Origin of the sequence: Acinetobacter sp. Z1 (assembly GCF_024296945.1) — a bacterium.
Lineage (GTDB): Bacteria > Pseudomonadota > Gammaproteobacteria > Pseudomonadales > Moraxellaceae > Acinetobacter > Acinetobacter beijerinckii.
Genome location: NZ_CP101117.1, coordinates 46,860 through 63,167, shown reverse-complemented (window position 1 = coordinate 63,167; position 16,308 = coordinate 46,860). Strand labels below are relative to the sequence as shown.

The window sequence follows — 16,308 nt, the reverse complement described above, 5'->3', positions numbered from 1 at the left end:
GATCAAGGAGTCGGAGCATGGAATTTGTTGAGGTATTACAGAACTCAGGAACGTTAATCGTTGCTACGACAACAGTTGTTCGTTACGCATGTATTTTATTCGGATTCATCATCTTTGTAAGAGCGATTTTTGACTTTGTTGGGGTAGTTGATCCAGTCAATGCTAGTCGCTACTTAACACAGGTACGCCGTCCATCAGCGATGGGTGTTTTTGTAAAGTTGATCATTGCAGTGATCATGGCGCAATTGGGTTTAAATCTCCAATTAGTCGATGTGATGGGAAGTTTTATGAGTGATACGACACCTGCTGCGGTCACTTATTACGACTATTCACAAAATGTTGGAAATTCTTATACAGCGGAACTGAATCTTACAGTTTTGGTTCTAATCGGAGTGTGTCAGCTAGTTGGACTACTGGCACTAATGAAAGGTCTATTTATCTGGAGAGACAATAGTGATGGCATTGGCAAATCAAGTAATGCTCAGGGCTTTGTCTATCTCATAGGAGGAATGCTCGCATACAAAATAGAAGAAGTTCATGCTTTGGCAGCAACAATTTTTGGGCTTGATTTTTTCAAAATCATCGGGCTTACCTAACAACTTTTTTATAACTGTCTAAGTTGGTCGATCCACTTAGGCGATAAATCTAAATCTTTGATTTTTCTATGAAAAATCTAAAAAGGAAAAGTGAGGCGAAAAATGTCTTTAAATATCAATAGCTTACAGCAATCAACTAGCAACGCCTATTTAAAAGCAGGGGTGTTCTTAACAATGTGTGGAATGGCAGCTGCTTCTTATGCTGACACAACAGCACTTGAGGGCGGTTCTAAACGTGGTGCAGCTGCGGCAGGTGAATCAATCGGTGACATTAAAGACCGTGCAACTGGTGGCTTAAATGATGCTATGTCATTTGGTCAATTAGCAATGATCTTTGTTGGATTCGTACTGTTTGTTTTAGCAATTCTTGATTTTACCAAAATTGGAAAACCTGGTAGTGATGCGACAGCTCCTAAAGCAATTGGTAAATTGGCTGTAGGTGTGGTCTTGGCAGGATCAGGATACTTCTTCTTCTCTGGTGCGAACTCAGCAGCAGGCAACGTCTAACTGACGTAAATGGGATAATAGACTTCTATTATCCCATTACCTTAAGAAAAGGAAATGAGAATGAAAGATTTGCAAATGGATACAATCTCAGATGCAGAAAAATACCTGCATGTAGTTGATTCAAATATTTCTGTTCCCTTTTTTGCTAAGCATGATCATCGTTGCTATTTCTGTGATTTTCACGATTTAAAGTTTCTGGAAATTCACCATCTTGACGGAAATCACAGTAATAACAATGAATCCAATTTAGTACCTGCCTGCACCCTATGCCATAGAGTCCATCATTTGTCATGGTGTCTCTCTGATAAGGCAGCTTCACTAGGTATTTGTCATGATCTTGATCAGGTTCAGGTGAATCACATTGTTAGATTTATGATCGTATTGGCTCATCATCCTGACAAAGCCATTAATGTTTACTTTAAGTCTGGTGGTCTCTTTGCTTCGCTTATTGATAATCTAGCCATGCAATTTTCACGTCCGAATATCGATCTGGAACAGGTGCGAAATAGCATATTTACCGAATTCCCTGAAGCTGAAAAGGATGTTAAAGAGGCATTGATTGATGATCGTATTAATGCTGCTTACATTCGCCAGTCGCTTGCCTCAAATGATGGATTAGAACGTCTGATTAATGCGCTTAAGCTAATAAAAGGTAAGGGTGGACAGATTAAGCAAGGATCACTTTTTCCTTTTGTTTTACTATTTAATGAAAATATTTTTAATCAGGATCAAATTCAGTATTACTTATCATTAGATGAGTTTAATTCTAATAAATGGACTCAGATTTATGAGCAAAAATTGCTTGCAAATTTGAGTAAGTGAGGTCTTATGTTCGATGAATATTTACAACCTTATTTATATAAGTCGGTTAGAAATTTAAATCATTCTTCACAGTTTGATTTTTTAAACGAATTAAATCAATTAAACGTTTCAGTTAATCCAGAACTTAATAACATATATCAAAAATTCGGAAGTTTTTATGAGTCGAGTCTTGAGCTATCGAATCAATATGAGCCATTATTCTTATCGACATTTTCAAACTATATCATTGACTCGTTAGTAAATACTGATTTGCCTTTACTTGTACCGTTTGAGACGTTGACTGAAGAACAGCAAAGACAGATCTATGATGTTAAAGCTTCTACGTTAAATGTCATCAAGCTAACAGATCAGCAACTATCGCCCAAAGCAGTAAAACGCCTTGCTTTACTTGGGATGAATACAACTTTACCAATCATTTGTACTGACCAAGAAATTTCTATGTTTGGCAAGCTAGAACTGACTTTTGAATTGATTCATCAAATCGAGTGTTGGTCTTTTAAATTTAATATGATTAATCATACTCGAAATTCTCTTTCTATTTTTGATAGAGACCACATGCAGGAATTAAACCATATTGCGAATGATCTACTTGGCGTGGATCTAGGTATTTTTTCTTTCCTTTTTAATCAAAAAGTAAGAGGGGATTTTGCAAAACGTCTAGATAATATTGAGGATATTGAGATTGCTGTCCATGCCTCAGAATTGGCTGATGATTCTGGTGATCTTTTTTTCCATGTAGGTTATCAGGCAAACTCTTTTAAATCGCAATTTTTCAAATTATTGGATCAGGACTTATTAGCTTCACCATTTTATCTAAAGCAGTATATTGATACCAAACAAGATTATAAGGTGCTCGATTTTAAACAGAAATCTAACAATATTATGTCGTTCTTATTGTTGTATTTTGCTTTATATCAAAAGGATGCACTTAATGACATTAATCAACTATTTCATACAAATTCGGATGTGAACCACCAGACTATTTTAAACAAGATATTTTCTTGCTTTGATAATCGATCTTTTACTTCTCAACCGTTATCAATCTCTTAAAAAGGTTAAATTATGGGAAATGCTAAACAAAAAACAGATACTAGAAGTACTGTTAAAACTAATAAAGCAAAAGCTAAACCGCCTGTTGCTAAACCTTATAAGCCGAGTGCTACGATTTCAGCAGTTGAACTGGTACTGGTGTGGCTTGCTAAGATGTTTAAGGCATCGGCAGAAGATTACTGTGAAATTGAAACGGTGGACGGTCACTACAATTTGGTACTTCAAAATGGTGCTTTAGTTACCTTGCTGCGATATGACGGTATCAGATCCACGATTGATTATAACGAAATCTTTCTTGGCCAGATTGATCGATTGAATAGCTACCTGCGAAACCCATTCAAAACGGTTGGCCATAAGTTGATGTGGGTTTTCAGACGTGATCTCGATGGTAATGCAGGTATTGATCGTATTATCGAGATCCAAAAAAAAACGGCAAGTACACTTGGTTTGAACTTGAACTCATTTATTGATGAAAATAAGGCCATTTATGAACCTTATCTATATGATGAACAAAGCTATATTGCCGTTATCACTCATCCTCGATTACTAGATGCAGCCGAAATTAAAAACGATCATAAACGTATTGCTGATTTAGCTAAGCGTTATGAAATTGGCACAATGAAAGATGCACAAAATCTGTTGCACGGATTGCCTGCACTAAAGGCAATCCATGATACTTTTGTTCAGGGTATTATCAACGAGCTTGAACATTCTGACTTTAAAGGTGTGGTAGAAAAACTGGATGTTAGTGGTGCTATCACTTCAATTGGTCGCATGATGAACCCTCGCTATTTTGATCCAAACTATAAGCCATTCATTCCTAATTCTGGAATGCCTATCCCTTTGCGTTGGAAATCTCGTCCGAGTCCTAATGACTATTCTGAAGTGCTTTATCCAAAGATTTCAGATCAGCTGATGATCCAGACAATTACACCACTGGATAGTAAGGACAAGGCAGGTGACATCACTGCGCCAAAAGGATCTGTAGAAGTCGGTGATCTGGTCTATGCACCTATTCCATTGAGCGTACCTCCATCCCCAAGTTTTTCGGGCATGTCATCAATTATGCCAACTTTTGCTGATTTCTTCGACCGAATGAATCAGCAGACAACTGAATTAAGTGATGGATCAGTACGGGCAATTCCTTATGCCGTTTCATTCATGCTTTCAGGCGATGGTATGGCCAGTATTGGCCTTAAACGTGCTTTAGCATCGGTTGTGGCATGGCAAGGTGCAGATAATGCTCAATTAAAGTCAGCAGGTGATGCCCTACAGCGTTATGCGGACTTTGGCGGTACAGTGGTCGGTTTACAGGTCTCTGCGATGACTTGGGATGAAAAGACTGAAAAAGGGTTGGAGCGATTACAAATTCGCAAATCTAAGTTATGGCGTGCATTACAGAACTGGGGTCATGCAGCTCCACTGGAGCGTACTGGGGATGTGGTTCAAGCCTATCTTACTCATTTCCCTTTAGGCTTTAATCATCATGCACCCCTAGCAGCTGCTCCGTTACCAGACGCATTACACCTACTTCCATTGGATCGTCCTGCATCACCATTCAAAAAAGGCACAATGGTTCAAAGAACACCTTGCGGAAAGATGGTGAAGTTAGAGCACTTCTCCGATGAACTTGCCTATAACTACACGATCATCATTGGTTCAATGGGTTCGGGTAAGTCGATGCAGATGAACAATGAATTATTTGAATCTGTTCTTGCAGCAGGCCTAGATCGTATTCCGTATATTTTTATTACAGACGTTGGGATGACCTCATCAGGCCTAGTCTTTGGTATTCAAAATGCTTTGGATACTTCTCGAAAAAATCTGTGTGTGTATCGCAGGATCTCACGTACTAAACGGGATGCTATTAATCCGCTAGAAACGGCTGTTGGTTTACAACATCCATTGTCAAATGAATTCGCAGAAATGAAATCCTTTCTAGTGACACTTGTTACCCCATCGGAACTCGATAGACCAGAAGCGGAAGTATCAAACGTAATTTCATTGATCCTGAAAGAAACATTTGATTTCTTTGCCACAGATAATGACCAAGCTCAACCTAAACTATATCAAATTGGCCAGAGTACTGAACTTGATTTTCTATTGAGAGAACTTCGGATCAACATTGATGTGAGTAAGCAATTAAGATTGCATGATCTGGCTTTACTGTGTCATCAACGTGCAGAATCGATTTTAGAGCGTGATACGGCTAGTCAACAGCGCAAAAACAAGCTTTATCGTGCTAGAAACTTGGCTCACCGCTATGCTATGCCTATTCTCGCTGACTGTATTGCAGTGACTAAGTTTGATACGGTTAAACGTATTTATGGCAACTATAAATTAAGCAATGGTGATTACATCTTGGATGCGATTGCCCGTGCCATGTCTCAAGTGGCAATTGATTATCCAAACTTCAATAACTATACCGAATTCGATATTTCTGATGCCCGTATTGCTTCAGTGGATCTACAAGATGTGATTGTGAAAAACAATCCAAAGAATAACTCGTTATTCTTCCAGATCATTCGCATGTTCTATAAAAAACGTATCGCCTATTCAGAAGAAGACTTACAACGTGGTGAGATCCCTGATACCTATCTCGAATACTATTCAAGACTGGTTGCCGAGTTGAAAGTTGACCGTAAATATATGGTATTTGATGAAATGCACAACATTAAGTCAGACCAGACCATGCTTGCTGAATTAGAACGAGATAGCCGTGAAGCCCGTAAATGGGGTATTGCCTATTACTTAAGCTCACAATACATCAGTGACTTTGGATTACTGGTGAAAGCTGCTCGTAGATTTGTTGTTTGTTCATCGGGTTCACCTGAAGAACGAAAAGAAATTGTTCAGGCCTTATCCCTTACACCTGCTCAAGTCAGTCGTTTGACAACGGCAGTAGGCCTACGTCCAACAGGTATGACTTATTTATCCAAAGTGATCAATAAGCAGGGCAATGAATTTGTTCAGTTCCTCACTTCAATGGTTGGTTCAAAACGCCTGTGGTTATTAACCACAGATCCAGATGACCAAGCGGTACGCAGCATACTTCGTAAACGCTATGACTTGGATACAGTCATCAATATGTTGGCCATGATTCACCCTAGAGGTGTTAAATCAATTATTCAGGTCAAAAAGGAAGAACGTGCTTTAGAACTCGCCAGTAGTTCAATGAGCATTGATCAGCAGCAAGCAGCAGTAGAATCGGTTTATAACGAATTGGCTGATGATATTGTAAATACCTATAACTATATCAATAGTCGTAGTGTGGCTTAAGTTGGTACTCACAGAGAACTTCCATTCAATTTAGGAAGTTCTCTTTTTTTATAAGAAAAAGGAAAAGTTGAAAGATGGTTGCGCCTAGACACGATGGAACTACAAATCAATTTGAACCGAAAGATTTACGTGTAGATACCCGTGATATATTTCAGAAAATGCACCAAGCATTGCTGAAATCTGATGGGTCTCAGTTATTTGCCATAATTATTTCTTCGCTTGCCGTATTAACAATTTTCTTTCCCTTTTTCTTAATTCTTTTAACGCCAATCGCCTTACTAATGATCCGTTTGTACTTAGTACCTAAAAAACGGTTTCACAATATGCCATATCGAGTGCCTAAACATGCCAAGATCCCTGACGGATCTTTTGATGCTCTGGCCAGAAAGGTTTCCTTGTGGAAAAATCCTGAGAAAGCATGGGGGGATGGTACATATTACTATGGTGTTGACCGCATCACAGGTCAACAGGTGTGGAAAACCGACAGTGATGAAAGAACCCATGATCTGCTAATTGGTACAACGGGTGCAGGTAAGACTGAAACGATTAAAATGATCCTGACCAATCCATTGCTACAAAATAGTGGATTTATCATTTCTGATGCAAAGGGTACAACGGATCTAGTTGCTGAATTAATGTATTTGACTGCTCGTTTTATGCGTCAAGACGATATGTTGGTGACTAACTTTATTACCGCAGGACGTGACTTGCTTGAGAAGCAAGAAGATAAGCTCAGTAACACATTTAACCTGATGTCATACACCAGTGCAGCCATGCTAAGTGAACAGTTGGTGTACCTACTGGATGACTCTGGTGGTTCTGGTGGTGATATGTGGAAAGGCCGTACAATTATGTACCTGACTGCATTAACCAATATTCTGACATTTCTTCGAGATCGTGGCCTGTTACTACTTCAGCCAAAAACTTATGTTGAATATCAGGAACTCAACTTAATTATCCGTGTGGCCTACGGAGAGGATTTTGAAAAATATTATAAAATTTTTGGTGAAAAATACATCACAGCTGTAAGTCCATTACGTGCCTATCTTGGCTCTTTGGCAGGTTTTGATGAAAGCAGAATGTACAAACAGGATGCAAAAACCAATGAACAGCACGGCTATGTAATTATGAGTTTTACCCGTGCAATCAGTGATCTGTCATTTAACTTTGGTCATATCTATGGTGATAAGGCCTCAGAAATTGATATGTTCGATGTGGTATTGAACAGACGTTGTTTACTGATTGTTTTACCTGCTCTACAAAATGCTCCAGATACGATCAAAATGCTTGGAAAACTCTGTGTCGGATCATTGAAGCAAATGATGGCAGGGGCATTGGGTAACAAGATTGATGGTGTGGTACGAAATGTTATTGAATCGAAAGTCACAGCCTCCAAGACTTGCTATAAAGTTGTTCTGGATGAAGTCGGCTACCAAATTGTGGCAGGTCTTTCGGTAATTCCTGCTCAAGCTCGTGGCCTATCTTTCAGTATGACCTTTTCCGCACAAGACGTTTCGGACATTTTACGTGCAGATGAAAAAGAGGGTGAGGCAATTATTGCCAATACCAATACAAAAACTATCGGTCGTATTAACTCTGGTGAACAAGGCCAAACTTATACCCGTGTTAAAGGGATTGTCAGTGATACCAATCAGGCCACGATTCAGGGCTACAATGTTGAGACAAGTGAATTATTCGGTACGAATTACCGACAGTCCACAAATGTAGGAATTGAGAAACGTCCAACAGTTTCTTATAAATCATTGGCCACTCAGCAAGAGGGGCAATTCACAATGATTATTGCGAAAAAAATTGATGGTGGTAAAAGTGGCGTATTGTCTGCGATCCAAATGCAGACCATGTATGTAACACCACCAAAATTAAATAAGATCCGCTTAAATGATTTCGTATCAATAGAAAAGGAACTTTCATATTTTGACCATATCGAATATGAAGACCAGATTGCGAAATTAGCCAGTTTCATTGAAACTGGTACTTTGGCTCAAAGTTGTCCGAACTATGGCAAAATTGAGGCAATAGGAGCTGAGAATCGGGGTATTCAATCTGACTTAGAAAATATCGGGGCAATGTTCAACCAAAACCAAAGTAATGTTGGTTCGTCATTCTATGCTGCACTCAGAACAATTCAGCTGATGCTTGAAGCAAGTAGCGTGAATGATTTTGCGTCTCCATTCTATGAGGTGGACGTAGCTGATAGTTCATTCAATGATGAGCTAGATAATGAAATTGATAACTTATTCGCTGAAGTTAAAGTGGAGAATGAACAACTTGCTTTTGTATTGGATGAGACCAACAAGATCCAGACTCAACAGCAAGCAGATTTACGGCCTGAAGAAATTTTGAAAAATATAGATCATTATTTGAAATTAAACCAAAACGAAGTTCAAACGGTCACTGAAGTTCAGGAGTTCGTTAAAGGTAATAACTTCATCGATGCGGAGCAGCTGTATTCAAATGAGTTTGCTCAACGTGTGCAGGCGCATTTGAAGTCTTCAGATATTTTTATTTCCCATTTCTCCATTCCAAGTATAGAGGATCTACAGCAGCTTGATCAGGCAGCATTAGATACGCAAAAGTCACTAACGAGATATGTTGACGAATCTATGCTTGAGCTGTGTGAGGAAGATGCGATTCAACGCTATCAATATGTGGAAGACTTTATCAATTGTCGTGATGTTTCAGTGCAGCAGATGCAAAAGGAAATTAAAGATCAGGACGTTGAAATTTTACAAAGTTTAGAAAAGTATTATGAAATTATCTTTTCTCAAATCAGTAAAAACCTTAAAGATGAATGATGATTAAAGCAAAAAAGACTGGTTGATCCAGTCTTTTTTTGGCCTAAACAAAAGGGAATTTGATATATTTACAATTATTTATGTAAGCATACAATAAAGTCTAACACCAATCAAAAGAGTATCATACTGGACTAATTGAGAACGAAGAATCAACAACTTAAACAATTGGTGATTAAAATACAAACAAAATAGTATGAATCTTTATTGTATTTTATAACGCTAATATCAATGACTTAAAAGATTTTTAGTATGAATCTTTATTGTATGATGACAATTTAGATTAAAACTGATTTGGGGATGCCATGTTAACTAGAACAGAGCAAAGTCATCATCTGAGTACTGCATTTGCAAATTTGAGCACATCAATAACATTTAAATGTCAGCAAGGATTGTTCGATGATAATCTGTGGTCGGACAAAATAATCATTTACTAAACAAAATAGTTGTTACCTGATTCTATGCTTATGACATAAAAGTTGTTTTCAGATAATGTAAGTAGCTGATATTAAAAGTATAGAGCATGTTGAGTTAATGATTATTTTGTCATAGTCATTAACTGGAACACTTCTTTGATAAACAACTATTTTGTCACTTTATGCAAATTTACCACGACTAACTTATTGATTTTGCATTAACCCTAGTTAACGACTGTTTTGTCTGACGACATAATCATGTAATGGAGACCATTTTACCAACTTTGCTGAATCACCTTTATGGTTTGGGTTTAATGAATCTAAATATAGTCAAGCATAACCATCCTGCAATAGATCTTGGTGATTCTATTATGGGTAAGGCTGTTCAGGTTACAGCAGATGGAAGTAGATCCAAGATGGTGGATACGCTCGAAATGCTAGAAAAGCATGAATTGGATAAAACTTATAAGGATATAACTTTTTTAATAATATCCAATGATCCAAAAATTAATTTTCAAAGACAAGGTTATTCAATATCAGTAAAGAATTTAGGGGATATTGCAAAAGACATTGGCCTGTTGCCACCTGAAAAATTCGATGTTATTTATAATTTTTGTGAAAATCAGTTTAGATACTATTTTACCAATAATACTCAAAGTTTTTTCCAACCAAAAGTATTGCCATCTAAAGATCCTAATATAGATATTAGTAATTACATGAAATCTAATGGATTCACTCAACCTTATAATGTATCAATTGTTGATATGCGAAATGGTCTCATATTATTGAAAGATACCCTTTCTGGTTTAAATGATGATCAACGTTGGTTTATCCATAAACTAATGAATTACGCAATTAATTATAAAGAAGATAAATGGTTTGAGTATTGTATTGCCCCTTATAGTTATATGGTTTCAGGTTTGCAACCAAACCAATACTTTATGTTCAAAACAACTGCACAAAGCTTAGAGGCTATGAAAATAGCATATTATGAAAATGAACCAACATGGAAGTTTGACTTTCCTTTTTTTGGACTGTCTTTTAGAACTCAAATTGAGGAATATAATTTTTTCAGTGGTCTTTGTTGTTTTATACATGAGAAAGGTGATTTAGGTTTATTAAAGAAAATTATAATTGATTGTGATTTTTCAGATATTAATTAAGAATAATTAGCCTTGAAAAAAGAAAGATTCATGGTTTGAAGCATGAATCTTTTGGCTATTCCGTATAGCCATTTTTTAGATTATTACTGGTTTTATATTTGCGAGTGAGCGTATAATGCCTCTGCCTCATTTTCATAAATTAGTTCTTCATTTTTGAATTGATCGAGGGTAAGTTGTCCACTCATTAGGGCAAGTCTAATACGAAAATTATTAAGAATTATTTTTTCCTTTTTCGCTAAAATCATCCATCCTGCACATATCTTTTCGCTATTCATTAAGGCGAATTTTACATTTTCTAATAGCTCAGGGATGTTGTATTTAATCTCAAGCTGTTTACGCATGTTCTCCAGTTCAATAGGATCTATATCCTCATCGATGATCCAGTCTAATTCATCATCGATCTGCTCCATTGCTTCATCGTATGGCTCTCTGGCATCTTTACTAACAGTTTTATGACATGGGAAAAGTTGATCATCAAATTTCATATAATTGATGATCTGCAATATACGTTCAGGTCTTAAATAGCCATTGCCTTTTCTGAAAGGGCACTCTTTACAAGCAGCTTTAAGATCAAATGAGTTATGTTCATTACACATAAAGGGTACTCTAAATACTTTAATTCAACGGCTTGGTTAGGATCAATTCTAGAAGATCTTTGATGGATTTAGCTGTCTCTAGATCTCCACGTTTAAGAGCATTCTGGTATGCCTTTCGTTCTGGTTCTAAACGAATACTCAGGTCTTTAATAACTTCTGGTTTTAAGGATGTCTTTTTAGCATCAGATAGAGCTGTATTCTGTTCGGCGATCCATTGAGTTAAGAGGGACTTGTCCTCAAACTTGCCCTTTTGTAGTGTAATGGATCTGTTCAGTCTGGCTGTATCATCTTCAAAGTATCCCTCGAAGATTAGACCAAGAAGATTCTTGTCACCTGCATCGGCTTCAAAATGAAGTTCTTTATCGATATTACCCTTATCATCGAGCGTAAATATCACTAAAACCTTATTCTTGGATTTGGTAATGCGAATGCCTGCGTGGACATATAATTTTTTTTCGCCTTTTTCCATAATAATATTCTCAGGAAATGCACTGAAGATTAGCGGTAGTATTTTCGCCATGTAGCAGGATAAATAGGATTCTTATCGTTCCATAAGCCAAGTTTACGATATTTTGCCCTATTTTCCGCATCAACATAGGATTGGTCATTGCCATATTCTCTTGAATACCAAGCAAAACCGTTTTCTACAAGGTTTAAATTGACGTTGAGATTACCTATGTACACCGTGCCAATGTTTCGCTTATACAGATCCATTTTATTTGATTTTACATAGACAACTTTCCCATAAACCAGACTGTTTAAAAACTGTCGTGAAGCTTGGCCATAAGGTTGAGTCGGTACACTACTATTAGGGTGAGAAGTTTCTGGCGCATCAATATTTTCTAAACGTACAATCTGTTTTTGATTGTTTGAAATCACAGTGATCGTATCGCCATCAGTTACGCTATATACCTTTCCAGAAAAATCTGCATAAGTATTTGTAGTTAAGAGACACACAACTAAAGTTGAAAAGCTAAATATTTTCATGGATATTCCTATTTTTTAAGTTCTGTATGGAGTGGATAATTCATAAGCTGACCAATCTTTTGCCAAGCCATAAATCCATACTTTGCCCGTAAGTAGTCGGTCGAAAGGATTGCAGCACAATCTTTGATATTCCATAGTTCTGGATTACCGCTTTCTATGCGTTCTTTTCGTTTATTTCTGTGCAATTTCACGTCATTAGAATTGCGTTTGGCTTTATCTTTTTTATCTAACATTAGCTTATTTCCTTTTATCTATTGTTAGAGTAAATGCGCCTGTAAAAATGTTTGGCGTGTAATAGCTATTTATTGATCTGTGGAAGATATGATCAACTTTCATTAAAAGCTCAGTCAGTTGAAGTTTGTCTTCAATCTGGAATTGCATTCGATCTATGTACAACAATTTTGAAAGAGCAGCCTTAATTAAAAATGCATCACTGATCCCGATTATAGGTGCATCAGTGTTTTTTGTCTTTTGGCTGAAGTTATTGTGCGGATTGACTAGAGGGAGGAATTTTTCAAATATTTTTTCTAACACCGTGAATGTGTTATCGGAAAAATTAAAAAAATCAGATTTCGTATTGGCATTGTCGCCAACAAAACTAATTTGTACAGTTCGCATAAGTGCCTCTCAGTTCTCTTGGAATCTGAAAAAATTTAAAAACAATGTTCATCAGTCATTTCTGATCTGATATACGCACTATAATTATATCTTAGCATTAAGTCAATATATTATATTTAATATGTACAAAGTACATATTAAATATAATTTGAACTTTTATTGATTATATGCACAATGCACCTATAAGGTAATTTTCGTTTTTTGTGCTTTATACATAGTGAGGCGACACTATAGGTCTCTTTTTGGCATTTTTTGAAGTCAGAATGCTTCAAAAAGATTATACTTAGTGGATGTGAAAGATCCTAATTAAGGGTACTTGATATTTATTAAATATGGCGCATTAATTGCGCCATATTTTCTTATAGAGAGTTTGCAATTTCTTCTTTATTTTCTTTTTCAATTAATTTTATATTTTGCTTTTTTTCAAAAGCATCTATGGAGTTGACGCATATTTTTATTAATTTTTTTGCCCATTCTGGTTCTTTTATTGCAACAGCATCATCAATTGCAAATTTTAAGTTGTTATAGAGTTCCAATTTTTCTTTCCTTTCTAATTGTAAAAATGAAATATATTCGATTGTATTTTGTAGTTGTAATTCGGCCTTATTCTTGGTTTCAGCTTGATTGCTCATTAGATCCTGATCTACCGCACTCACCGCATAAAACATGGTCTGAAGTGTTAAGTTTACTTTATTAAGGGTATCCCTTTCGGTATTGGCTTTAAAATCTAATTTATCATTTAGGTTTGATATTGCTTTATTTAGGTCGTGCCAGTCGTTTTTGGTGCAAATATATTGCATCATGGGGATAATGCTTTTACCTTGCTCTGAAGCCATTGCACGTACTAGATCACCTGCAATTTCAAATGAATTATCTGTTGTATTTGATGAAGCAAGTTGGTGCTTTTTTTCATCCAATTTATTAATCAACCATGTTGTAAAAACTGAGGGATCAAGGGCATTTGTTGTTTTCTTCAATGAAATTTCAGGTACTCTGCTATGAATTTGATGAGCTAATAGATTGGGTTTATCTGGTGTTGATTTTGTCATTTCAATTTTTTTATAAGCTGATATTTCGTGTAAAAGGTTGTTCAGTATGTCAAAACAATGCTGTGTACCATATTTAATTTCCAAGTCATTCCAGTCCGATATTTCATTCGCTTCATCTTTTTTTACTGGTGGAATTAAAACGTTGCCATTAACTGCATTAGCAGCTTCTAAAGCTTTTGTTACTCCTCCATTTTGACCTTTGGTTAATTGTTCTTTTAAATCATTATCTGCGACTTGATAGATGCTCGCATTTGGAAAACGCTCTTTAATGGCCACTGCGACCGATAAGAGATTATTCTTATCAAAGGCTGAGAGAATACATGGTTTATCTTTACTGATCCGTGAGAAGCTTTTACCTGTTGAGTATCCCTCTGATATTGCAAAATGTTGATCGTCCTGTGAGGGTAGGCGATTGATCGGGCAAAATGTAGCTTCTTTCTGGCCAGATGAAAGGTTGGCCTTAAAAAACTTATATGCACCTTTATTGTCTCGATCTGGAAAAGAAGAAATAGTTTGCACATTCACAATTTTTAAATCTTTATTGTAATAAGGCGTGATTAATGTATTCCTGAGATGATAATTTTGAAACCATCCATGAGTAAAATATTTGGGTTTTTCATAGTCAATTATCTTTCCTTTTGCTTTAGCTTTTTGAATGGTTCTAGCTACGAGCATGTGAAACGATTTTGCAAATAATGGCTGATGAACTATCTTTCTGCAATTAAAAAGATTGAGATTTTCATCTGTGATTAACTTTGCTTTTAAATACGGAATTTCGTTTATTGACTTAATCGGGATTGCTCTTGCAAACTCAATACGTGACCAAGTTGCAGCAATACGCTGCCTTGTATTTAGGTGGCGATCTCTACGTCTCTTTTTAATGGTATTTAGTTTTCTACGTTTTTCTTCTTGCCTCTGTTCTTGAGGCGAGAGTTGCTTTTTTTTGAGTTGTTTTGGGTCTAAATGCCAGACTTTTTTTACAATGCCTTTATCGTAATTGCTATACAGAACACTCGGCACGTCATAGTTAAAATTTAATCTATACCATGCCGATTTTGAATTTCGGTTTTTACCTGTACGTTCAAGGCATGTTACCCACTTACGACTTCCATCCGTTACAAGTTTGTCGAATGAAACATCCAGTCCCTCGCTACGCAAATAGTCAACAAACAGATCCTTAGCATCTGCTTCTGAAATGTCTAATCTCACCGTTATTCTCCTTATCTTAGCATTCTAGATGTCTAAGCTATTAAATCTTTTGGGTGTCTTTTTATTGTAGCATCAAAAAATTTAAGTAATCATTTTACAATTTTATTATTGTGTACATTGTTCACGTTGCAGATAAGAAATTAAAGCTAATGACTCTACTTTTGTTAATCTGAGCTTGGTGAAATCTTCAATCAAAGCATGTTTAATTGTTGCATCCATTTCATTAAGACCAAACTCATCAACATAGATACTAAATATAAATTTATGGATGTCTTGTCCATATTTATATAGAAATAGTGATTCAGAATGAGATTTGGTAATCATTTTGAGAGCATGAAGTACTTCAGGATCTAATTTTTTTAAAACTGATAAGGTATGTTCTTCCAGTAGTGAAATGTGGTCGATTAGCATTCGATTTATATGTTTAGACCAAGCAACATTGCTTTCTTCCACCGCTGTGTTATCCGTGTTGCGAGACAAACTTGAGATGTATTGCGAAAGGGGCTTGCTTATTGAAATCCTTTTTTTTTCGGACATAACTCATCTACTATAAAAGAAAAGCTACTTTTTTAAGTAGCTTTATAAAAAATAGATTTTACATTATTTCTTAAACAAAACAGTACTCAGGTTAGTATCATAGAGGCTTAGTTTTGGTTGAACATACAGCACTTGATCCGATGGATTGGATTTGCTGAAGTCAATATTGTCCAAGAAGTTCAAATAGAAAACTCCAGCATTTTTCTGAATAAGATCATACTTTTTTTGATCAGGATTTTTAAAAAAAGTATGTGTTGTTCCTGATCTTACTTTTTGCAGCTTGTCGAAATCCAGTAGTAGAAAGTTAAAATCAGTTGATTGTTGACGTTTGTGTAGATTGTTTGCAAAAGGAATCGAGAGATCAATACAGTAATCTTTTTTATTCAACGTGGTTAGTACGTTGTCATCTGTTGTTTGGTAAGCCGATATGTAAGGTTGATCACACTGGTAGTACATTGCATTGACTGGTATGTAATAAGCTCTCTTAAGAACAGAGATCCAAAAAACTAAAATGATTAGACCGATTAGCACAGTCAAGGCGAAATATCTTAAGAAGCGAAAAATTTTCATTCTGTTCATTTGTAGCACCAATTTATAGATAGTTCGCAATTAGTAATTCATTTAGATATGTGAAGTAGCCTGCAACCTCAAGGATTTGAAAATAGA

At 36.1% G+C, this 16,308-nt stretch carries 15 protein-coding genes; 7 read left to right on the top strand and 8 right to left on the bottom strand.

From position 1 onward, the window contains the following. Nucleotides 1-17 precede the first annotated feature (17 nt). The 7 genes from NGC85_RS17235 to NGC85_RS17205 all read left to right on the top strand — a co-directional run bounded on the left by NGC85_RS17235 (nt 18) and on the right by NGC85_RS17205 (nt 10,646). Nucleotides 18-596: a hypothetical protein gene (locus NGC85_RS17235; RefSeq protein ID WP_045124694.1), complete on the top strand. Its 579-nt coding sequence runs from the start codon at nt 18-20 to the stop codon at nt 594-596. 102 nt (nt 597-698) lie between these two features. Further along, complete coding sequence (locus tag NGC85_RS17230) at nt 699-1,103, top strand: hypothetical protein (protein WP_045124695.1); 405 nt, start codon at nt 699-701, stop codon at nt 1,101-1,103. Nucleotides 1,104-1,163: 60 nt separating this feature from the next. Next, nucleotides 1,164-1,925 carry an HNH endonuclease signature motif containing protein gene (locus tag NGC85_RS17225; protein WP_228136285.1) on the top strand — a complete coding sequence of 254 codons (762 nt, stop codon included), beginning with the start codon at nt 1,164-1,166 and terminating at the stop codon, nt 1,923-1,925. A gap of 6 nt (nt 1,926-1,931) precedes the next feature. Next, the gene (locus NGC85_RS17220; RefSeq protein WP_045124697.1) at nt 1,932-2,975 is read left to right on the top strand and encodes a hypothetical protein; all 1,044 of its coding nucleotides are present in this window, start codon (nt 1,932-1,934) and stop codon (nt 2,973-2,975) included. Between the two features lie 12 nt (nt 2,976-2,987). Continuing rightward, the gene (locus tag NGC85_RS17215) at nt 2,988-6,254 is read left to right on the top strand and encodes an ATP-binding protein (protein ID WP_155393321.1); all 3,267 of its coding nucleotides are present in this window, start codon (nt 2,988-2,990) and stop codon (nt 6,252-6,254) included. Between the two features lie 74 nt (nt 6,255-6,328). Beyond that, nucleotides 6,329-9,070, top strand: coding sequence for a type IV secretion system DNA-binding domain-containing protein (locus NGC85_RS17210; RefSeq protein WP_045124699.1), 2,742 nt, complete (start codon nt 6,329-6,331; stop codon nt 9,068-9,070). Nucleotides 9,071-9,746: 676 nt separating this feature from the next. Next, nucleotides 9,747-10,646, top strand: coding sequence for an SMEK domain-containing protein (locus NGC85_RS17205; RefSeq protein ID WP_302885553.1), 900 nt, complete (start codon nt 9,747-9,749; stop codon nt 10,644-10,646). A 92-nt stretch (nt 10,647-10,738) separates the two neighbouring features. Here NGC85_RS17205 and NGC85_RS17200 read toward each other — a convergent pair whose 3' ends face one another. The 8 genes from NGC85_RS17200 to NGC85_RS17165 form a co-directional block, all read right to left on the bottom strand. Continuing rightward, nucleotides 10,739-11,242 (bottom strand): hypothetical protein, encoded by a 504-nt coding sequence (locus NGC85_RS17200; protein WP_052659787.1) that lies wholly within the window; start codon nt 11,240-11,242, stop codon nt 10,739-10,741. Nucleotides 11,243-11,261: 19 nt separating this feature from the next. After that, the gene (locus NGC85_RS17195; protein ID WP_151725948.1) at nt 11,262-11,711 is read right to left on the bottom strand and encodes a hypothetical protein; all 450 of its coding nucleotides are present in this window, start codon (nt 11,709-11,711) and stop codon (nt 11,262-11,264) included. Between the two features lie 29 nt (nt 11,712-11,740). Further along, nucleotides 11,741-12,229 carry a thermonuclease family protein gene (locus tag NGC85_RS17190; RefSeq protein ID WP_045124702.1) on the bottom strand — a complete coding sequence of 163 codons (489 nt, stop codon included), beginning with the start codon at nt 12,227-12,229 and terminating at the stop codon, nt 11,741-11,743. Nucleotides 12,230-12,237: 8 nt separating this feature from the next. Then, on the bottom strand, nt 12,238-12,462 hold the full coding sequence (locus NGC85_RS17185) for a hypothetical protein (protein ID WP_044424310.1): 225 nt from the start codon (nt 12,460-12,462) through the stop codon (nt 12,238-12,240). Between the two features lie 4 nt (nt 12,463-12,466). After that, nucleotides 12,467-12,847 (bottom strand): hypothetical protein, encoded by a 381-nt coding sequence (locus NGC85_RS17180; protein WP_045124703.1) that lies wholly within the window; start codon nt 12,845-12,847, stop codon nt 12,467-12,469. Between the two features lie 359 nt (nt 12,848-13,206). Further along, the gene (locus tag NGC85_RS17175; protein ID WP_045124704.1) at nt 13,207-15,105 is read right to left on the bottom strand and encodes a hypothetical protein; all 1,899 of its coding nucleotides are present in this window, start codon (nt 15,103-15,105) and stop codon (nt 13,207-13,209) included. 105 nt (nt 15,106-15,210) lie between these two features. Beyond that, nucleotides 15,211-15,642 (bottom strand): hypothetical protein, encoded by a 432-nt coding sequence (locus NGC85_RS17170; RefSeq protein ID WP_155394915.1) that lies wholly within the window; start codon nt 15,640-15,642, stop codon nt 15,211-15,213. Nucleotides 15,643-15,705: 63 nt separating this feature from the next. Next, entirely contained in the window at nt 15,706-16,221 is a 516-nt protein-coding gene (locus NGC85_RS17165) for a hypothetical protein (RefSeq protein WP_045124706.1), read from the bottom strand. Nucleotides 16,222-16,308: the final 87 nt, after the last annotated feature.